Genomic DNA, 19,315 nt, shown 5'->3' with positions numbered 1-19,315 from the left:
CGCTTACCTTCGATCCAGAGAAAGCAATACCGGGAAATACTTTAACCTTCTGCTTGAGGTTTAAGGTTGCCCTCGGCTAGAGGCTCGAAATACATCGGAGGACGGGATGAGCCAGAACCAGAACTACCTCGCCGTGATCAAGGTCGTCGGTGTCGGCGGTGGTGGCGTCAATGCTGTCAACCGCATGATCGAGCTCGGCCTGCGCGGCGTCGAGTTCATCGCCATCAACACTGATGCGCAGGCGCTGCTCATGAGCGACGCCGACGTCAAGCTCGACGTCGGTCGCGACCTCACCCGCGGGCTCGGCGCGGGTGCGGACCCCGAGGTCGGCCGGCGTGCCGCCGAGGATCACGCGGAGGAGATCGAGCAGGCGCTGACGGGCGCAGACATGGTCTTCGTGACCGCGGGCGAGGGCGGTGGGACCGGCACCGGCGGAGCGCCGATCGTGGCGCGGATCGCCAAGTCGATCGGCGCCCTGACCATCGGCGTCGTCACCCGGCCGTTCTCGTTCGAGGGCCGCCGCAGGCAGAGCCAGGCCGACGCCGGCGTGGCGAAGCTGAAGGAAGAGGTCGACACCCTCATCGTGGTGCCCAACGACCGTCTGCTCGAGATCAGCGACCGCGGCATCTCCATGATCGAGGCGTTCGCCACGGCGGACCAGGTGCTCCTCGCCGGTGTGCAGGGCATCACCGACCTGATCACCACGCCCGGTCTGATCAACCTCGACTTCAACGACGTCAAGTCCGTCATGCAGGGCGCAGGATCCGCGCTCATGGGCATCGGATCCGCGCGTGGCGCGGATCGCGCGATCAAGGCGGCCGAGCTCGCCGTCGAGTCGCCGCTGCTCGAGGCCTCGATCGAGGGCGCGCACGGCGTGCTCCTCTCGATCCAGGGTGGATCGAACCTCGGCATCTTCGAGATCCACGACGCGGCCGACCTCGTCAAGGAGGCCGCGCACCCCGAGGCGAACATCATCTTCGGAACGGTGATCGACGACACGCTCGGCGACGAGGTGCGCGTCACGGTGATCGCTGCGGGCTTCGACAGCGGAGAGCCCACGCTGCGCCTGGACCCGCAGATCTTCTCGCGCACGTCGGCTCCGGCCGTCGCCGAGAAGCCCGCCGCCGAAGAGGACCCCGAGGCGTCCTCCGACGAGGCGGCGCCGCGGGAGACCGCCCCCGTCACGGTGCCGTCGATCCCGCCGGTGCACACCAGCATCGAGCCGGGCTTCGACGAGAGCGACCTCGACATCCCCGAGTTCCTCAAGTGACCTCGGTCGCCGAGCGGCTGTCCGCGATCGATGCAGCGATCGCGGACGCCGCGCGGCGCGCGGGACGCGACCCCGCGGGGATCACCCGCATCGTGGTCACGAAGTTCCATCCCGCCTCCCTCGTGCGGGAGCTCTACAGCCTCGGAGTCCGCGAGGTCGGCGAGAACCGTCAGCAGGAGCTCTCCTCGAAGTCCCAGGAGCTCGCCGATCTGGGGGAGCTGCGCTGGCACTTCATCGGTCAGGCGCAGACGAACAAGGCGGGCCTGATCCGGCGTGCAGCTCAGGCCGTCCACTCGGTCGACCGGCCGCGCATCGCCGACGCCCTCGACCGTGCCGGGGCGGACGCGCCGCCGCTGGACGTGCTGCTGCAGATCAACCTCACCGACGATCCGGGTCGCGGGGGCGTCGCTCCCGCGGACCTCGAAGGGCTCGCCGAGCACGTGCTCGCCCTGCCCACGCTGAGACTGCGCGGAGTCATGGCGGTCGCCCCTCTCGATGAGGAGCCGGCCGCCGCCTTCGCGCGCGTGCACGAGTACGCCGCCCGTCTGCGCGCGATCGCGCCGGAGGCGGACTGGATCTCGGCCGGGATGACCGGCGACTTCGCCGAGGCGATCGCCGCAGGCGCGACACACCTTCGCATCGGCTCCGCAATCACGGGACCGCGACCCGCCCAGGGTTAGCCTCGAAGCAGAACCACCCCTACACGTTCGGAGGACACGATGGGGAACCCGCTGAAGAAGACCATGGTGTACCTCGGCCTCGCCGATGAGGAGGAGACCTACGACGAGGTCCCCGCCGCGCACGCCACGCGTCAGGAGCACGAGCCGAGCCGGCGCGAGGAGATCCGTCGCGAGCGCGAAGAGGTCAAGGCCGCTCCGGTGACGCCGCTGCGGCGTCCCACCGCGGTCCGTCAGCCTTCGGCGGGAGCGGTGAACGAGATCCTCACGGTGCACCCCAAGCAGTACCGCGACGCGCAGGTCATCGCCGAGAGCTTCCGGGACGGCATCCCCGTGATCATCAACCTGTCTCAGATGAGCGACGCCGACGCGCGTCGGCTGATCGACTTCGCGAGCGGCCTCTCCCTCGGCCTCTACGGCCGCATCGAGCGCGTGACCAGCAAGGTCTTCCTGCTGTCGCCGGAGAGCATCGCGGTGTCGGGGCAGGGCGGGATCGCCGGGGGCGACGAACCCGCGCTCGCGCACTCCTGACACGTGACGGTCGCGTCCGCGGTCTCGATGATCGCAGCGATCCTCAACATCCTGCTTCTGCTCTATCTGCTGACGCTGTTCGCCCGCGTGATCCTGGAATGGATCCCGATCTTCAACCGATCGTGGCGCCCGCGCGGTGCGGGGCTGATCGCCGCCGAGATCGTCTACACGATCACGGATCCGCCGATCAGGATGTTCCGACGCCTCATTCCTCCGTTGAGGATCGGACCCGTCGCATTGGACATGGGCCTCACCCTGACGATGATCGTCGTGCTGATCCTGATGTCGATCGCCCGATCCTTCATCTGATCGTCCCCGCGTCTCACCGTCCGTTCCGCGCCGTCTTCGCGGCGCCGGGATCGGACGGCTATGCTTTTCTGAAGGTGCTGACCGCGAGGTCGGCACCGTGTGTCCACCGGCCACCGAGAACTCATCGAAAGAGGAGCCACCAATGGCACTGACCCCGGATGACGTCGTCACCAAGCAGTTCCAGCACGTCCGTTTCAAGGACGGCTTCGACCCGGACGAGGTCGACGACTTCCTCGACGAGGTCGTGCTCGAGTGGCGCAAGGCGCTCGAAGAGAACGCCGAGCTGAAGGCCAAGCTGGCCGCCTACGAGTCGGGGGAGAAGGCCGCCGCTCCGGTCGCCGAGGCCCCGGCCGCGCCGGCGCCCGTCGCCGCACCCGCACCGGCAGCCGAGGGCGGGGCTCCGGCCGCCGCGACCGCAGGCATCATCGAGCTCGCACAGCGTCTGCACGACGAGCACGTCGCGGAGGGCAAGTCGCAGCGCGACCAGCTCATCGCCGACGCCAAGGCCCAGGCCTCGAAGATCCTCGCCGACGCCGAGCAGAAGCAGCGCGAGGAGACCGCCCGTCTCGAGCGCGAGCGCACGGTGCTCGAGGGCAAGATCACCGAGCTGCACGACTTCGAGCGCTCGTACCGCACGCAGCTGCGCAGCTACATCGAGGGTCAGCTCCGCGACCTCGACGAGAAGGGCGGCCCCACGGGGGACGCCTCCGCGCAGTAAGCAGTAAGGAGCCCCGTTGACCCGGCGTCAACCGCTTCCTGGTTCGGCGGCCGGCACGATCATTGCGATCCTCGCAGTGCTCGTGCTGGCCGCCGACCAGTTTGTGAAGTACCTCACCATCACGTACCTCCCCGAGCAGAAGGTCGTCCCGGTCATCGGGGAGTTCCTGCAGCTGTTCTCCATCCGCAACTCCGGAGCGGCGTTCTCGATCGGTGCGGGATACACCTGGATCTTCACGATCGCCCTCGCCGTCGTCGCGTGCGTGATCGTCTGGAAGTCCGTCTCCGTGCGCTCGCGCCTGTGGGCGGTCGTGCTCGGCGCGCTGCTCGGGGGAGTCCTCGGCAACCTGTCGGACCGCCTGTTCCGCGCGCCGGGGTTCGGCGTCGGCCACGTCGTCGACATGATCTCGATGCCGTGGATGCTTCCGGCGATCTTCAACGTCGCGGACATCTTCATCGTCACCGGGATGATCTCGATCGCCCTGCTGATCATCGCCGGTCTGCGACTGGACGGTTCGCGCGAGCGCGACCACAAGGAGACCGAGGCCGCGGGCGACGACTCCGGATCCGCAGAGGGGTCGGAGCCGGCCGACGCCGACGCTGACCACCGGCACCCGACCGGGACAGGGAGCTGACGGTGCAGTCCCGTGCGCTGCCCGTGCCGGACGGCCTGGACGGCGTGCGCGTCGACGCGGCGCTGGCCAAGATGCTCGGCTTCTCGCGCACGTTCGCCGCAGAGATCGCCGAGGCCGGGGGAGTTACGCTCGACGGCGTCACGCTCGGCAAGTCGGACAAGCTGCGTGCCGGCGGATGGCTCGACGTCGAGTGGGCGCCCAAGCAGGAGCCCCGCATCGAACCGATCGCCGTGCCGGAGCTCGGCATCGTGTACGACGACGACGACATCGTCGTGGTCGACAAGCCCACCGGCGTCGCGGCCCACCCCTCGCTCGGATGGGAGGGTCCCACCGTCGTCGGCGCCCTCGCGGCGGCGGGATTCCGCATCGCGACGAGCGGGGCTCCGGAACGGCAGGGCGTGGTGCACCGGCTCGACGTGGGAACCAGCGGCCTCATGGTGGTCGCGAAGACGGAGGCCGCGTACTCCGCCCTCAAGCGCGCCTTCAAGGAGCGCACAGTGGAGAAGATCTACCACGCCGTCGTGCAGGGGCATCCGGATCCGCTCGCGGGCACGATCGACGCGCCCATCGGGCGCCATCCGAACCACTCGTGGAAGTTCGCGGTGACGCCGGACGGAAAGCCGTCCGTCACCCACTACGAGACGCTCGAGGCCTTCCGCGGCGCCTCCCTGCTGGAGATCCACCTGGAGACGGGCCGTACCCACCAGATCCGCGTGCACATGGCCGCGCATCGGCACCCGTGCGTCGGAGACCCGCTGTACGGCGCCGACCCCACGCTGTCCGCGCGGCTCGGGCTCACCCGGCAGTGGCTGCACGCCCACAAGCTGGGGTTCGCGCATCCGGTGACCGGGGAATGGGTGCAGACGGAGTCGCCCTACCCCGCCGACTTCCAGCATGCGCTGGACGTGCTCCGCGGCGAAGCCTGAGCGGCAGACCCTGCGGGAGGGCGGCGCTCAGAGGCGCAGCTCGCCGGTCGCGGCGATGACGCCGTCCAGAGTCGTCTCGAGGAAGCGCACGACGCGCTCCGGATCCTCGTCGCGTTCGATGACCAGACTGATCAGGCTCTCCTCGGTGAAGGAGACCCAGGAGCGCAGCGCGACGCGCAGGGCGGGCGTGTCGGCGACGCCGAGCTCGCCGAAGGCGTCGATGAGCCGCTGAGCGTTGAGATCGCGGGACTCGTCCACGACCCGGCGCACGGCGGGGTCGCCGCTCGCGATGCCGCGCACGAGCGAGTGGAAAGTGCTCTGATGCTGGCGCACGAACTCCGTGATGCGCAGCAGCGTGTCGCGGATGCGGGCCCGCGGCTCCAGATCGTCGCGCGGCTCGGAGGCGAGCAGGAGGCTGTCCCTCGCCATGGTCACCACGGCGAGGTGCATGCCCTGCCGGGTGTCGAAGTAATGGAACAGCAGGGGGCGCGACACCCCGGCGCGCTGGGCCAGGACGTCCATGGTGAGTTCGTCGAGGGAATGCTCCGCAAGGAAGTTGACCCCGGTGGCCACGAGCTGCGCCCGTCGCTCCTCGGGGGTCAGTCTGGCGCGTCGCACGTCGGGCATGCCCCGAGCCTAGCGGGGCGGGGGTGCAGGATCCCGCATGGTATTGACTCTGAGTCAACGGGCAATATACTCGACCAGGGAGCGCCGCCATCGCAGCCGGCGCCCTGGAGGAGGATCGATGAAGTTCCCGAAGTCCGACCGTGTCCGCAAGCTCGGCTCGTCTCACGCAGGCCGCATCGCCCTGGTCGCGATTCCCGCCGGAGTGGTGGCCGCGGCCCTCATGGGCGGTGTCGCTCAGGGAGCCGTCCCGGTGTCGTTCGCGGTGTCGGGGAGCCAGTTCCAGATCAGCGCGTCCCAGCTCGAAGGGACCGGGTTCTCGCAGTACGCCGGGGTCGCCAAGGACACCGAGGGCAAGGAGCACACCGTCGCGATCGCGAACATCAAAAGCGCGACCCTCGCAGATCTCTGCCAGTCCGTCATCACCGACACGCCGCTCGGCAAGGTGGGCGTGCTCATCAAAGCGGGCGGCAACGGCAACCCCGCGTCCGCGAGCGACCTGCAGATCGGCATGACGGGCCTCAAGGGCGATGCTTCGTTCGGCGCGATCCGCATCGGTGTGGACGCCTCGACGGTCAACACCGATGCGAAGGGCAGCGCGGGCGACTTCGCCCAGGACGCCGACACGGTGTCGATCAAGAACCTGCAGCAGACGGCTTGGAGCACCCAGGCCTCCGTGTTCACCCTGACGGGCATGACGCTGGAGCTGACGGACGGTTCGCAGGGATGCTTCTGAGGGACGACACCGCGATGACCGACGAGACGGGGGAGCGGGGAACCGCGCGACGCCAGCACCGGCCCGGCGGGGCGGATCCGCTGTCACCCGTGCGTGACGACTCCGATCCCTCCGCCATGTCGGTCCCGGAGACCGGCGCAGAGAGCGCCTCCGTCCCGGGGTCCGCCCGCGGATTCCGGCACTGGCGCCGTCAGCGCCCGTTCGTCGGCGGCCTGTTGGTCGCCCTCGGCGGCGTGGAGATGTTCTTCTCGGGACAGCTCGACATCGGGCATCTGCATGTGCAGCTCGGGATCGAGGGGCTGCAGGCGACGGTCATCCCGATCGCGCTGCTGCTGCTCGGAATCCTCGCCGTCGCCATGCCCGCGCACCATGTGTTCTACGGGATCATCGCCCTGGTCGTGGCGATCTATTCGCTGATCGGGGTGAACCTCGGCGGATTCATCGTGGGGATGCTGCTCGCCGGCACCGGAGCCGTGCTCGTCGTGGCCTGGATGGGACCGCGCCCCGCATCGCCTGTCGGCGGAGTCGAGGAGGCGGCAGCGTGAAGTCGCAGCGGCGCCCCGGCGCTGGCCTTCTGGCCGCGCTCGCGCTCGTGGCACCGCTGACCCTCGGAGCGGCGCTCGCCCCGGCGTCGCAGCCGACCGGGCTGTGCATCCCGTTGATCTGGTGCCCCGCACCGACTCCGACCCCGACGACGCCCCCGCCGACGTCGGGCACGCCCGGACCCTCGACGCCGGGACTGCCCGCGCTGCCCGGCACGCCGTCGACGCCGGCCACCACGGCGCCGCCCGCTCCAGGAGATCCCGCGCCGACGCCCGCGCCGGCCCCGGTCGCCGCGACGAGGGACGAGAGCGCGCCCGTCTTCACGAAGACCCCCGCCTCGATGGGGTCGCAGGGGCTGTCCTTCACCGGATTGAGCGGGATCTCGATCGTCGACGTGCCGACCATCGACGGCGGCACCGTCCGCGCCCTGAAGATCTCGGCCGACTCCATCACGATCTCGGGGTTCTCGCTCACCGTCCGCCCGCCGGACAAGGCGGGTCTCGTGACCAACGCCGACACCATGACGCTCACCGGGCATGTGAGCGTGTACCTCGGCTCGGTCACCGCCACCACGCAGGACGGTCGTGCATTGACGCTGGGGACGGACACGCCCCCGCCCCTGGACGACGTCAAGCCGGGCCTGCTGCGCGTCACGATGGGGCTCGTCGGCACGATCGCCGACTCGATCAGCTACACGAACACGGATCAGCGCATCGTCGAGCCGTGATGTCGGCGCCCGGGGGCAGACTGGACGCATGAGCATCGAGGTGCGGCCGGCGAGCGTCTTCGACGACGTCGCGACGCTCGTGGGGCCCAAGAACCCCACGGCGCAGTCCTGCTTCTGCCTGAGTTACCGGATCCCGAGCAAGGAGAGCCAGGCGCTGCGCGGCGAGGCCAGGGCGGAGCGCGTGCGCGGGCTCTGCGCGGAGGATCCGCCTCCCGGCGTGATCGCGTATCTCGATGGCGAACCCGTCGGCTGGGCGGCGGTCCATCGTCGCGGCGACACGTCCTTCGCCCGCAATCGGCTGATCCCGCATGTCGACGACCTCGACGTCTGGTCGCTGTGGTGTCTCCGCGTGCGCCCGGGATTCCGCAAGCAGGGCATCACGCACACGCTCGTCGACGGCGCCGTCGCCTTCGCACGTGAGCGCGGGGCCCCGGCGATCGAGGCGTACCCTGTGGACAACCGCGGCGCGAAGGTGGACCTGACGATGGCGTACGTCGGCACGCGCGGACTGTTCGAGTCCGCCGGCTTCACGAAGGCCTCGGACACCGGATCCGTGATCAACGGTTTCCCCCGGGTGCTGATGCGATTGGACCTGCGCTGAGCGCTGCCGAAAATACCGTGAACCGGGCGGACGCGCTTGGACAATACACAGCGTGAGCACAGACAGCGAGATCATCCAGAGGTCTCTCGACCAGCCGGCCGCGTTCGCCGAGCTCTTCGATCGGCACGCCCGGAGCGTGAACGCCTTCGCCACCTACCGGGTCGGTCGCGCCGCAGCCGAGGACATCCTGAGCGAGACGTTCCTCACGGCGTTCCGTCGTCGCGCCGACTTCGACCTCGCCGCGGAGTCGAGCGCGCCCTGGCTGCTCGGCATCGCGGCGAGGCTCATCCGCAGGCATCGGGCGGTGGAGGCGAGGCATTGGCGATCCTTCGTCGCGTCGATGGGCAGTGAGGAGATCTCGTCGGCCGGGGGCGTGGACGAGGCGCTTGCGCGCGTCGATGCGGAACGCGAGGTGGCCGCGCTGAGGATGCGGATCGCGGCGCTCGGGCCGAAGGACAGGGAGACGCTCCTGCTCTACGCCTGGCACGGACTCAGTTATGACGAGGTGGCAGAAGCTCTCGGCGTGCCGGTGGGAACGGTGAGATCGCGGCTCCATCGCGTGCGCCGACGTCTGGATCCGGACCGCCGCATCGAGGCTTTCGAGAAGAAGCAGCAGAAGGGAGAGAGCGTTGGACGTGTGTGAGAAGGTCGCAGAGATCAGACCCGAGATCGAGGGCGCAGAGGCGAATCTCGCGACCGCCCGGCTTCGCCTGATGGCGGAGATCAGCGGCGCGAAGGCGCCGAAGCGCGTCCCGTCGACGAGGTCGCCGTGGTACTTCGTCGCGGGAGGCGTCGGCGCCGTGGCGGCGGCCGCCGCCACGGCGATCCTCATCGGGAACCTGACGGCGCCCGGGCCGGAGCCGACGGCGGTGGCGCATCCGACCTCACTCCCGACTCAGACCGCGCGCCCGGTGCCGGCGCCGGATCCGACGGCCCCGGCGGTGCCGGAGACGGCCTCGTCGGTGCTCCGGGCAGCCGCAGCGTCGGCGATCCACGGAGGGCTCGCCCCTCGGTCCGATCAGTATCTGCGCATCGCGTGGACCGCGGACGTCGTGTTCCTCAGCGACGGCACCACCATCGCTTCGCCGAATCAGGGGCTGTCCGCGTCGATGGCGACACGCGCCTGGGTAGTCCGGAGCAGCGGGGTCTTCTACGTCCCCGCGGATCCGACCGCTGACTGGTACTTCGCCCCTGCCGCCGCCCCGACGCTGGCGGCCGCCTATGGTCCGGATGAGGCTGCCGACGCGCTCATGCGGGCGTTCCTCGACCGTTGGGCATCCGCGGGGGAAGCCGGTGGTTTCCGCGAGGGCGGGGGCTCCCTGCCCGAGGGGGACGGAACCCGCTACGGCGACTACCTGACATCCCTGCCCGGTGACGCTGACGGGATCCTCGGGCAGCTCCTCGCCACGCAGAACGGCAGCTCCGACTACCACCTCCGAGCGATGGCCGGCTGGAAGCTGATGACCCTGCTCGCCTCCAACGCAGGAGGCGGCGACGTGCGCGCGGCCATGCTGCAGGCGCTGGGGCAGCTCCCCGGATCGTCGATCATCGACAGCCACGGCTCGGTGCGCACGATCGCGTTCGACTCGACGTACGGGGAGGCGCCGGACGAGTCCGGAGATGTCCAACGCCATCAGACGATCACGGTCGACGTCTCGACCGGTCGGGTGACGGGGATCTCGGACAGCACCGATCCGGGAACCGGTGTCGTCCCCGCAGGCGTCGCCGATGAGCAGCGGAGCTACGTCGTCGATCTCGTGGACGGGCTCCCGGGCTGAGGCGCCCGCGGCGGGCGTCCGCCCCGGAAGTGCGCGGGATCGTCCTCGGCTACGGCGAGGGCGATCTTGCGCACATGGGCGTCGTCGACGTCGCCCATGGCGGCCAGGTCGTAGAAGCCGACCTCGGTGAGCTCTCCGTCCGCGGGGTGAGGCTCGCCGGAGACCCACGAGCAGCGGAACACGAGGTCGAGGTAGTCCACCTCGTCCCCGTTGGCGTATGTCACGCGGGGGAGCTGCTGCACGAGCGCGAGCCGCTCGACCTTGACGGTCACGCCGGCCTCCTCGAGGCACTCGCGCACCGCGGTGTCGGCGGGTTCCTCGCGGGGCTCGACGATGCCGGAGATCGCCTGCCACACGCCGTTGTCGGCGCGTCTGCCGAGCAGCACCTTCTCCTCGCGGAACACGATCGCCGTCACACCCACCAGGTTCAGCGGAGCGTGGCCGATGTGCTCGCGGAAGGCGACGACGAAGCCCGGGGTGGTCATGGTCCCAGGGTATCGGCGGCGGATCGCGAGGCCTCCGTGTCCCACCCTGAAACGTAGACTCGATGCATGGCCTCAGACTCCTTCGTCCACCTGCACGTGCACAGCGAGTACTCGATGCTGGACGGGGCCGCGCGCATCCAGCCGCTGGTGCAGGAGGCGGTCGCACAGGGCATGCCGGCGGTGGCCGTGACCGACCACGGCAACACGTTCGCGGCCTTCGAGTTCTACAAGGCGGCGACCGCCGCGGGCGTCAAGCCGATCATCGGCATCGAGGCCTACGTCACACCCGGAACGCACCGCAGCGACAAGTCGCGCGTGCAGTGGGGATCCCCCGAGCAGCGCCGCGACGACGTGTCCGGATCCGGCGCCTACACGCACATGACGCTGCTGTCCGAGACGACCGAGGGCATGCACAACCTGTTCCGGCTCTCCTCGACCTCGAGCCTGGAGGGCTACTACTTCAAGCCCCGCATGGACCGCGAGATCCTGCAGAAGTACTCCAAGGGCCTGATCGCCACCACCGGATGCCCCTCCGGAGAGATCCAGACCCGGCTGCGCCTGGGGCAGTACGACGCCGCCCGCGCGGCGGCGGCGGAGTTCCAGGACATCTTCGGCAAGGAGAACTACTTTGCCGAGATCATGGATCACGGTCTGGAGATCGAGCGGCGCGTCACCGGCGACCTGCTGAAGATCGCGAAGGACCTCGGGATCCCGCTCGTCGGCACGAACGATCTGCACTACACGCACCAGCACGACGCGACCAGCCACGCGGCGCTGCTCTGCGTGCAGTCCGGCTCGACCCTCGACGACCCGAACCGGTTCAAGTTCGACGGCGACGGCTACTACGTGAAATCGGCTGCGGAGATGCGCCAGGTGTTCCGAGAGCACCCCGAAGCGTGCGACAACACGCTGCTCATCGCCGAGCGCTGTGACGTCTCCTTCAACACGAGTGCCAACTTCATGCCGCGCTTCCCCGTCCCGCCGGGCGAGACGGAGGAGAGCTGGTTCATCAAGGAGGTCGAGAAGGGCCTGCAGCTCCGCTACCCGGGCGGGATCTCCGATGCGGTGCGCAAGCAGGCGAACTACGAGGTCGAGGTCATCTCGTCCATGGGGTTCCCCGGCTACTTCCTCGTCGTCGCCGACTTCATCAACTGGGCCAAGGACAACGGCGTGCGGGTCGGCCCCGGCCGCGGTTCCGGCGCCGGATCCATGGCGGCCTACGCCATGAAGATCACGGATCTGGATCCTCTCGAGCACGGCCTCATCTTCGAGCGCTTCCTCAACCCCGACCGCGTCTCTATGCCCGACTTCGACGTCGACTTCGACGACCGCCGTCGTGGCGAGGTGATCCAGTACGTCACGGAGAAGTACGGCGACGAGCGTGTCGCGCAGATCGTCACCTACGGCACGATCAAGGCCAAGCAGGCGCTGAAGGACGCCGGACGCGTGCTCGGCTTCCCCTTCAGCATGGGGGAGAAGCTCACCAAGGCGATGCCGCCCGCGGTGATGGGCAAGGACATGCCGCTGGACGGCATGTTCGATCCAGAGCACCCGCGGTACAAGGAGGCCAGCGAGTTCCGCGTCGTGATCGAGTCGGATCCCGAGGCGAAGACCGTGTTCGACACGGCGCTGGGTCTGGAGAACCTGAAGCGCCAGTGGGGCGTGCACGCGGCCGGCGTCATCATGTCCTCGCATCCGCTGATCGACATCATCCCGATCATGAAGCGCGAGCAGGACGGCCAGATCGTCACGCAGTTCGACTATCCGTCCTGCGAGTCGCTCGGTCTCATCAAGATGGACTTCCTGGGGCTGCGCAACCTCACGATCATCTCGGACGCCCTCGCCAACATCCGGATGAACCGGGGCGAGGAGCTCGTCCTGGAGGATCTGGCGCTCGACGACCGTCCGTCGTACGACCTGCTCACCCGCGGCGACTCGCTCGGCGTGTTCCAGCTCGACGGGGGGCCGATGCGTGCGCTCATGCGCCTCATGAAGCCGGACAACTTCGGCGACATCTCGGCGCTCATCGCGCTGTACCGGCCGGGCCCGATGGGCGCGAACTCGCACACGAACTACGCGCTCCGCAAGAACGGGCTCCAAGAGATCACGCCGATCCACCCGGAGTTCGCGGAATCGCTCAAGGACATCCTGGAGGAGAGCTACGGCCTCATCATCTACCAGGAGCAGGTGATGGCGATCGCCCAGCGCGTGGCCGGGTTCTCGCTCGGTCAGGCCGACATCCTCCGCCGTGCGATGGGCAAGAAGAAGAAGTCCGAGCTGGACAAGCAGTTCGAGGGCTTCCAGGCGGGCATGCACGCCAACGGCTACTCCGACGGTGCGGTGAACGCGCTCTGGGAGATCCTGCTGCCGTTCTCCGACTACGCGTTCAACAAAGCCCACTCGGCCGCCTACGGCGTGATCTCCTACTGGACCGCGTACCTGAAGGCGCATTACCCCGCCGAGTACATGGCGGCGCTGCTGACCAGCGTCGGCGACTCCAAGGACAAGATGGCGCTGTACCTCAACGAGTGCCGCCGCATGGGCATCAAGGTGCTTCCGCCGGATGTGCGCGAGTCGATCAACTTCTTCGCGGCCGTCGGCGAGGACATCCGCTTCGGGCTCGGAGCCGTCCGCAACGTCGGATCCAATGTCGTCGACGGCATCGTGAAGTCGCGCCAGGAGGAGAACTTCACCTCGTTCCACGACTTCCTCAAGAAGGTCCCGCTGCACGTCGCCAACAAGCGCACGGTGGAGTCGCTGATCAAGGCCGGCGCCTTCGACTCCATGGGCGACACCCGCCGTGCGCTCGTCGAGATCCACGAGGACGCCGTCGAGGCCTCGGTCGACCAGAAGCGCAACGAGGCCCAGGGCGCCATCGGCTTCGACTTCGACAGCCTCTACGACGAGGTCGAGGAGGTCGCCCCGCCCAAGGTGCCGAACCGGCCCGAGTGGACCAAGAAGGACAAGCTCGCGTTCGAGCGCGACATGCTGGGCCTGTACGTGTCCGACCATCCGCTGGCAGGGCTGGAGGTGCCGCTCGCCAAGCACGCGTCCATCGCGATCAACGCGCTCCTCGAGTCGGAGGACCTGCAGGACGGCGACCAGGTGACGGTGGCGGGACTCGTGACGAGCGTGCAGCATCGCGTCGCGAAGGCGAGCGGGAACCCGTACGGCATGATCACGATCGAGGACTTCCACGGCGAGATCACGATCATGTTCATGGGCAAGACCTACCTCGAGTTCCAGAGCACGCTGCAGCAGGATGCGATCCTCGCCGTGCGCGGACGGATCTCGCGTCGCGACGACGGCATGAACCTGCATGCGCAGTCGGCGTTCACGCCCGACGTCGGCGCCTTCGATGCGGCAGGGCCGCTGTCGCTGATCGTGCCGGAGCAGCGCGCCACCGAGCGCGTCATCGAGGATCTCGCCGAGGTGCTGCGACGCCACGCGGGGGAGACCGAGGTGATGCTGAAGATGCACCGCGGCGGACGCGCGAAGGTCTTCGAGGTGCCCATGCCCGTCACCGTCACCGCGGATCTGTTCGGCGATCTGAAGTCGCTGCTCGGCCCGCAATGCCTGGGCTGACCGTTCCCCGCCGGCTCGACCCACGGGGGCATCCGTCGCCGGAGCCCGCTCAGGAGGTCTCCAAACCTGCCCGGTAGTATCGGGTCCCGTCCGACGGCCGCCCCCCAGACGGCCGCACGACGAAAGGAAGCACTGATGACCGGCGACGTCCCTTTCGCTGCGATGTCGCAGGGCGAAGAGAGCCCGACATCGACCCCGGAGGCCCGCCCCGACGAGGCCGTCCCGGAGGACTCCTTCCCTGCGGCGGCGCCTCAGCACGGCTATGTGGGGTTCACCCTGCGTGAGCTGATCATGGCAGGTCTGTGGCTGATCGCCTTCGTGCTCTCGTTCGTCCCCGCAGCGGGCAGCGTGCTCGACAGCTCGGCGACCGTGTGGACGATGAACGGCGCCTGGCTGCTCACGATCGGCGTGCCCACGGCGGCCGTCTTCCTCGTGGTGCTGCGGCGCCTGTCGCCGGAGGGGATCCGCCGCGTCGGCTCTCTCGGCATCGATCAGTTCGCCTCGGTGGCGTTCAGCGTCGCCCTGGTCAGCTGGGCCGTGCTGCTGTGGCAGCAGCTCGACCTGGTCGCCGCGATGCGCCGCAGCGCGCTCGCCACCTGGCCGCTCTGGCTGGAGGTCGCCTCCCTGCTGGGCCTCGTGGTGGTCTCGGTGTTCGCGGTCCTCATCCCGGGGCTGCGCGAGGACTTCGAGGGGCGCACCGACACCCTGGCGCACCGCAATGCGAACCCGGTGCGCCCGGTGTTCACCCGACCGCGGCCGGTGCGTGCGCGGGGGAGCGTGTCCGATCCTCAGAACGAGGACGACGTCGATCCCGGGCTGCTGCACGAGAACGAGGTCGACGCTGGCGCGCACCTCTCCGCCGGCGCCACGGGCGCGGCGATCCTCGGCGGAGCCGGCTACGTGCCCGACCACCACCGCGAGTCGTTCGTCGCCTCCGAGGCGGGGGCGGAGGACACGGCAGTCCGAGCGGACGAGTCGGCCGCGCGCACCGCCGAGAGCGGCGTTGCCGAATCAGCCGCAGGCGAGGACGCGGGGGAGGCCCCCACCGCGGGCGCGGCTGCGGCCGAGGCCCTGACGGAGGCGATCCCCGAGGCGGAGGAGCCGGCACCCGTCGGCGCCGACCCGGGGACGACGCGGCAGGAGCTCCGCGAGGACGACCGGACCACGGGGGCGGATTCCCGGCGCGATGCGGAGGCGTCCGAGACGACGCAGGCGTCCGCTCCGACGGAGTCGTCCGAGGCGGAGCCGAGCCCTTCCGCCCCGTCGGAGGACGACCCTGCGGACGCCGGTGACCGGTCGCCGGTCTCGCACGACCTGTCCGACACCATGACCGAAGTGCTCGGCGACCTGCTGGTGCCTTCGCCCGAGGACGAGGTCGCCACGCACGCGGTCGACGTGGTGGCGGAGGAGCGGCGGGGATCCGAGCCGGCCCAGCCCTTCTGGGCGCTGGCGCCGGAGACCCGGCCGGTTCATGACGCGCGGGGTGACGAGATTTTCACGATCGGGCCCGATGCGTGGATCCTTGTTCTCGAGGACCGCGGCGGCGCGTTCGTCGTGCGGCACGACGACGGCCGCGTGGGCTACCTGCACGACACCGACAACATGACCCGAGGCTGAGGACGCATGCAGACGATCGACCTGAGGGGACGCACCCTCTCCACCGCCGAGATGCTCGCGGCCGTACCGCGCGCCACCGCCGCACGCGCCGAGGCGCTGGCCACCGCGACCGCGATCGTGGAGGACGTGCGCGTGCGCGGCGAGGAGGCACTGCGCGAGCAGGCCGATCGCTTCGACCGGGTCAGCGGGCACGCGATCCGGGTTCCCCGCGAGCACCTCGACGAGGCCCTCGCGTCGGCCGCCCCCGACGTGCGCACGGCGCTGGAGGCGGCGATCGACCGGGTGCGCCGCGGCTCCGCCGCCCAGGTGCCGGAGGACCGCGAGACCCGGATCGGGTCCGGCGCGCGCATCGTGCAGCGCTGGCAGCCCGTGGGCCGGGTCGGCGTCTACATCCCGGGCGGCAAGGCGCCGCTCGCCTCGAGCGTCGTGATGAACGTCGTGCCCGCGCAGGTCGCCGGAGTCCGCAGCATCGCGCTCGCCTCGCCGCCGCAGCAGGGCGAGGACGGGCGCATCCACCCGACCATCCTCGCCGCGGCGGCACTGCTGGGCGTGGAGGAGGTGTACGCGATCGGCGGCGCCGGAGCCGTCGGCGCCTTCGCCTACGGCGTGCCGGGGGTCGGACTCGACCCCGTCGACGTGATCTCCGGGCCGGGCAACAACTTCGTCGCCTCCGCGAAGCGCGCCGTCGCCGGGGTGGTCGGCACCGATTCCGAGGCCGGTGCCACCGAGATCCTCATCGTCGCCGACGGCGACGCCGACCCCCGCCTGATCGCGGCCGATCTCATCAGCCAGGCGGAGCACGACGAGCAGGCCTCGGCGGTGTTCGTGACCGATGCGGCAGAGCTCGCCGAGCGCGTCGCCGCCGAGGTCGCGACCCAGGCGGCGCGCACCCGGCACAGCGAGCGCGTGCAGGCGGCGCTGAACGGACCGCAGTCGGCGATCGTCCTCGTCGACGACCGGGCCGCGGCGGTCGCGTTCAGCAACGCCTATGCGCCGGAGCACCTCGAACTGCACCTGGCGGATGCGGAGGCCGCGGCCCCGTCGTTCACGAGCGCCGGGGCGGTCTTCGTCGGCGACCAGACGCCGGTCAGCCTCGGGGACTACATGGCGGGCAGCAACCACGTGCTCCCGACCGGGGGTCAGGCGCGCTACGCGTCGGGGCTCGGCGCCTACACCTTCCTGCGCCCGCAGCAGGTCGTCTCCTACGACCACGCGGCGCTCACCGAGGCGCGCGCGGGCGTCGCCGCCCTTGCGGCGGCCGAGCTGCTGCCGGCGCACGGCGAAGCAGTCGAGGCCCGATTCGCGGCCGAGCAGGACTCCGGGGCGTAGGCTTTCACGAATGCACTGCCCGTTCTGCCGTCATCCGGACTCCCGCGTCATCGACTCCCGCACGAGCGACGACGGTTTGTCGATCCGGCGCCGCCGCCAGTGCCCCGAGTGCGGGGGGCGGTTCTCGACGACCGAGACCGCGAGCCTCAACGTGATCAAGAGAAGCGGCGTGATGGAGCCGTTCAGTCGCGAGAAGGTGATCTCCGGCGTCCGCAAGGCCTGTCAGGGGCGCCCGGTGACCGAGGCGGATCTCGCGATCCTCGCGCAGCGCGTCGAGGAGGCGGTGCGTCAGACGGGCGTCTCGCAGCTGGACACCAACGAGATCGGGCTGGCGATCCTGGGGCCCCTGCGGGATCTGGACGAGGTCGCCTACCTGCGCTTCGCGAGCGTCTATCAGGCGTTCGACTCCCTCGAGGACTTCGAGACCTCGATCGCCGAGCTCCGCGCCGACCATCACGCGGCGGCGGAGCAGACCGCTCTCTGAGCCCGGCCTCGACGTCGGTCGGATCCGCATCCGCCGACCGGTAGCCTGGCAGGGATGTATGCGCTGCTCTTCCGTCTCGTCCTCGCGCGTTTCGATCCCGAGTTCGCCCACCACGCCGGCATGGCCGTGGTGCGGGTGCTCGGCGCGCCCCCGTTCTCCTGGATCGCCCGTCCACTGACGCGTCCCGAGCCGCGGGACGAGGTGCGCGCCCTCGGGCTCGTCTTCCCCTCGCCGTTCGGCATCGCCGCGGGCTTCGACAAGAACGCGGTCGGGGTGCGCGGCCTGTCCGCGCTCGGATTCGGGCACGTCGAGGTGGGCACCATCACCGCGATCCCGCAACCGGGCAACCCCAAGCCGCGGCTGTTCCGGCTCATCCCGGATCGCGCCGTGGTGAACCGCATGGGCTTCAACAACGCCGGTGCGGAGGCCGCGGAGAAGCGGCTGTGGAAGCTCCGCCGCCGCCGTCCCGCGGCCGTGATCGGCGTCAACATCGGCAAGAGCCGAGTGGTCGCGGTCGAGGACGCGACCGCCGACTACGTCGCTTCGGCGGTGCGTCTCGCGCCCCTCGCCGACTATCTCGCGATCAACGTCTCGTCCCCGAACACGCCGGGACTGCGCGGCCTGCAGGCCGTGGAGACGCTCGCTCCGCTGCTGCGAGCCGTGAAGGCGGCCGCCGGCGCCACACCGCTGCTGGTGAAGATTGCACCCGATCTTCCGGACGACGAGGTCGCCGCGATCGCGGAGCTCGCCGTCGAGGAGGGACTGGACGGCCTGATCGCGACGAACACGACGATCTCGCGCGAGGGGCTGATCACGGATCCCGCGAAGGTCGCCGCGGCAGGCGAGGGGGGCCTGTCCGGCGCCCCGCTCAAGGAGCGCTCGCTCGCGGTCCTCCGGATCGTGCGGGCCGCCGTCCCCGCCGATTTCTGCGTCATCTCCGTGGGAGGCGTCGAGACCGGTGCCGAGGTGCGCGAGCGTCTCGACGCCGGTGCGACCCTGGTCCAGGGATACACGGCGTTCCTCTACCGCGGGCCGTTCTGGGCGCGGCAGATCCGCGCGGGGCTGCACGCGCGCTGATCCGCGTACGACGCAGAAGGTCCCGGGCGCTCGCAGCGCACCGGGACCTTCTCGTCTGTCGGGGGATCCGGATCAGTCCGGGTACTGACCGCGCTTGACCTGGGGCTTCGGCAGCCGCATGAAGCGCATCTGCAGCGACCGCATGGCCGCGTACCACGCGAGACCGCGCTCGCGCTTGTCCTTGCCGAACTTCTCGGCGATCCGGCGGTTCACGCGGATGCCGAGGAAGACCATGTCGATGATCGCGATCGCGATGAAGCCCCAGAGGCCGATGAAGGCCCAGTAGGCCACGAGGGTGTTCGGGATGAGCGACACGACGATCACCACGACCATGAGGGCCATGATCCACTCGCTGACGTGCCATCCCGCGTCGACGTAGTCGCGCACCCAGCGGCGCTGCGGGCCGCGGTCGCGCACCGGGAGGTACTTCTCCTCGCCGTTCGCCATGCCGATGCGCTGACGCTCCTGGCGCTGGCGCAGGTCGGCGCGGGCCTGGGCCTTCGCCTCCTTGGTGTCGGGCACCAGCGGGCGGCGCCGGGCGGCCTCCTGCTCCGCGCGGGTCGGCGTGCGGCGTCCCTTGCCGCTCGTCGCCTCGTCGGAGGCGTCGTCGGGTGCGGGGGTGGGAGTGCTGGGCACGAAGGCTCCTGGAAGTCGAGAGAGGAGG

General features: G+C 69.9%; 21 protein-coding genes. 18 read left to right on the top strand and 3 right to left on the bottom strand.

Features of this window, described 5'->3' with window-relative positions; genetic code table 11:
- The first annotated feature begins 106 nt into the window (after window positions 1-106).
- From ftsZ to J8G10_RS06760, 7 genes are all read left to right on the top strand, one after another.
- Window positions 107-1,270, top strand: coding sequence for a cell division protein FtsZ (ftsZ, locus tag J8G10_RS06790; protein WP_251441994.1), 1,164 nt, complete (start codon window positions 107-109; stop codon window positions 1,268-1,270).
- Window positions 1,267-1,950: a YggS family pyridoxal phosphate-dependent enzyme gene (locus J8G10_RS06785; RefSeq protein ID WP_251441990.1), complete on the top strand. Its 684-nt coding sequence runs from the start codon at window positions 1,267-1,269 to the stop codon at window positions 1,948-1,950. The genes ftsZ and J8G10_RS06785 overlap by 4 nt, the downstream gene beginning before the upstream one ends.
- A 39-nt stretch (window positions 1,951-1,989) precedes the next feature.
- A complete protein-coding gene (locus J8G10_RS06780; RefSeq protein ID WP_251441988.1) occupies window positions 1,990-2,478 on the top strand; it encodes a cell division protein SepF in 489 nt (162 codons plus the stop codon).
- 27 nt (window positions 2,479-2,505) lie between these two features.
- A complete protein-coding gene (locus tag J8G10_RS06775) occupies window positions 2,506-2,787 on the top strand; it encodes a YggT family protein (RefSeq protein ID WP_251442400.1) in 282 nt (93 codons plus the stop codon).
- 142 nt (window positions 2,788-2,929) lie between these two features.
- The gene (locus tag J8G10_RS06770) at window positions 2,930-3,505 is read left to right on the top strand and encodes a DivIVA domain-containing protein (RefSeq protein WP_251441986.1); all 576 of its coding nucleotides are present in this window, start codon (window positions 2,930-2,932) and stop codon (window positions 3,503-3,505) included.
- Window positions 3,506-3,521: 16 nt separating this feature from the next.
- Window positions 3,522-4,139, top strand: coding sequence for a signal peptidase II (lspA, locus tag J8G10_RS06765; RefSeq protein WP_251441984.1), 618 nt, complete (start codon window positions 3,522-3,524; stop codon window positions 4,137-4,139).
- A 2-nt stretch (window positions 4,140-4,141) separates the two neighbouring features.
- Window positions 4,142-5,065 carry an RluA family pseudouridine synthase gene (locus J8G10_RS06760; protein WP_251441982.1) on the top strand — a complete coding sequence of 308 codons (924 nt, stop codon included), beginning with the start codon at window positions 4,142-4,144 and terminating at the stop codon, window positions 5,063-5,065.
- 27 nt (window positions 5,066-5,092) lie between these two features.
- Here the strand turns inward: J8G10_RS06760 and J8G10_RS06755 are convergent, their stop codons facing one another.
- On the bottom strand, window positions 5,093-5,692 hold the full coding sequence (locus J8G10_RS06755; RefSeq protein WP_251441980.1) for a TetR/AcrR family transcriptional regulator: 600 nt from the start codon (window positions 5,690-5,692) through the stop codon (window positions 5,093-5,095).
- A 118-nt stretch (window positions 5,693-5,810) separates the two neighbouring features.
- Here J8G10_RS06755 and J8G10_RS06750 point away from each other — a divergent pair, with 118 nt between their 5' ends.
- The 6 genes from J8G10_RS06750 (at window position 5,811) to J8G10_RS06725 (ending at window position 10,074) form a co-directional block, all read left to right on the top strand.
- A complete protein-coding gene (locus tag J8G10_RS06750) occupies window positions 5,811-6,425 on the top strand; it encodes a DUF6230 family protein (protein WP_251441978.1) in 615 nt (204 codons plus the stop codon).
- A 14-nt stretch (window positions 6,426-6,439) separates the two neighbouring features.
- The gene (locus J8G10_RS06745) at window positions 6,440-6,970 is read left to right on the top strand and encodes a DUF6114 domain-containing protein (protein ID WP_251441971.1); all 531 of its coding nucleotides are present in this window, start codon (window positions 6,440-6,442) and stop codon (window positions 6,968-6,970) included.
- Window positions 6,967-7,695 (top strand): hypothetical protein, encoded by a 729-nt coding sequence (locus J8G10_RS06740; protein ID WP_251441965.1) that lies wholly within the window; start codon window positions 6,967-6,969, stop codon window positions 7,693-7,695. Before J8G10_RS06745 ends, J8G10_RS06740 begins: the two co-directional genes overlap by 4 nt.
- Window positions 7,696-7,723: 28 nt before the next feature.
- The gene (locus tag J8G10_RS06735; protein WP_251441958.1) at window positions 7,724-8,296 is read left to right on the top strand and encodes a GNAT family N-acetyltransferase; all 573 of its coding nucleotides are present in this window, start codon (window positions 7,724-7,726) and stop codon (window positions 8,294-8,296) included.
- Between the two features lie 52 nt (window positions 8,297-8,348).
- A complete protein-coding gene (locus tag J8G10_RS06730) occupies window positions 8,349-8,939 on the top strand; it encodes a sigma-70 family RNA polymerase sigma factor (RefSeq protein WP_251441952.1) in 591 nt (196 codons plus the stop codon).
- Window positions 8,940-9,009: 70 nt separating this feature from the next.
- Window positions 9,010-10,074 carry a hypothetical protein gene (locus J8G10_RS06725; protein ID WP_251441949.1) on the top strand — a complete coding sequence of 355 codons (1,065 nt, stop codon included), beginning with the start codon at window positions 9,010-9,012 and terminating at the stop codon, window positions 10,072-10,074.
- Here the strand turns inward: J8G10_RS06725 and J8G10_RS06720 are convergent.
- Window positions 10,038-10,559 (bottom strand): NUDIX domain-containing protein, encoded by a 522-nt coding sequence (locus J8G10_RS06720; RefSeq protein WP_251441945.1) that lies wholly within the window; start codon window positions 10,557-10,559, stop codon window positions 10,038-10,040. The two genes, J8G10_RS06725 and J8G10_RS06720, sit on opposite strands and share 37 nt — an antisense overlap.
- A 66-nt stretch (window positions 10,560-10,625) precedes the next feature.
- Between J8G10_RS06720 and dnaE the strand changes: the two genes are divergently transcribed.
- The 5 genes from dnaE to J8G10_RS06695 all read left to right on the top strand — a co-directional run bounded on the left by dnaE (window position 10,626) and on the right by J8G10_RS06695 (window position 18,651).
- On the top strand, window positions 10,626-14,144 hold the full coding sequence (gene dnaE / locus J8G10_RS06715) for a DNA polymerase III subunit alpha (RefSeq protein ID WP_251441939.1): 3,519 nt from the start codon (window positions 10,626-10,628) through the stop codon (window positions 14,142-14,144).
- 135 nt (window positions 14,145-14,279) lie between these two features.
- Complete coding sequence (locus J8G10_RS06710; RefSeq protein WP_251441936.1) at window positions 14,280-15,761, top strand: hypothetical protein; 1,482 nt, start codon at window positions 14,280-14,282, stop codon at window positions 15,759-15,761.
- Window positions 15,762-15,767: 6 nt separating this feature from the next.
- The gene (gene hisD / locus J8G10_RS06705) at window positions 15,768-17,090 is read left to right on the top strand and encodes a histidinol dehydrogenase (RefSeq protein ID WP_251441933.1); all 1,323 of its coding nucleotides are present in this window, start codon (window positions 15,768-15,770) and stop codon (window positions 17,088-17,090) included.
- A gap of 10 nt (window positions 17,091-17,100) precedes the next feature.
- Window positions 17,101-17,574, top strand: a complete 474-nt coding sequence (gene nrdR / locus J8G10_RS06700; RefSeq protein ID WP_251441930.1) for a transcriptional regulator NrdR — start codon at window positions 17,101-17,103, stop codon at window positions 17,572-17,574.
- Window positions 17,575-17,628: 54 nt separating this feature from the next.
- Entirely contained in the window at window positions 17,629-18,651 is a 1,023-nt protein-coding gene (locus tag J8G10_RS06695) for a quinone-dependent dihydroorotate dehydrogenase (RefSeq protein WP_251441925.1), read from the top strand.
- Window positions 18,652-18,723: 72 nt separating this feature from the next.
- On the opposite strand, the gene J8G10_RS06690 is transcribed toward J8G10_RS06695, so the two are convergent.
- Window positions 18,724-19,287 carry a DUF3043 domain-containing protein gene (locus tag J8G10_RS06690; RefSeq protein WP_251441922.1) on the bottom strand — a complete coding sequence of 188 codons (564 nt, stop codon included), beginning with the start codon at window positions 19,285-19,287 and terminating at the stop codon, window positions 18,724-18,726.
- Between the last annotated feature and the right edge of the window lie 28 nt (window positions 19,288-19,315).

The sequence above is a fragment of the Microbacterium sp. USTB-Y genome (genome assembly GCF_023703415.1).
GTDB lineage: Bacteria > Actinomycetota > Actinomycetes > Actinomycetales > Microbacteriaceae > Microbacterium.
This window is presented reverse-complemented; position numbering and strand designations above follow the sequence as displayed.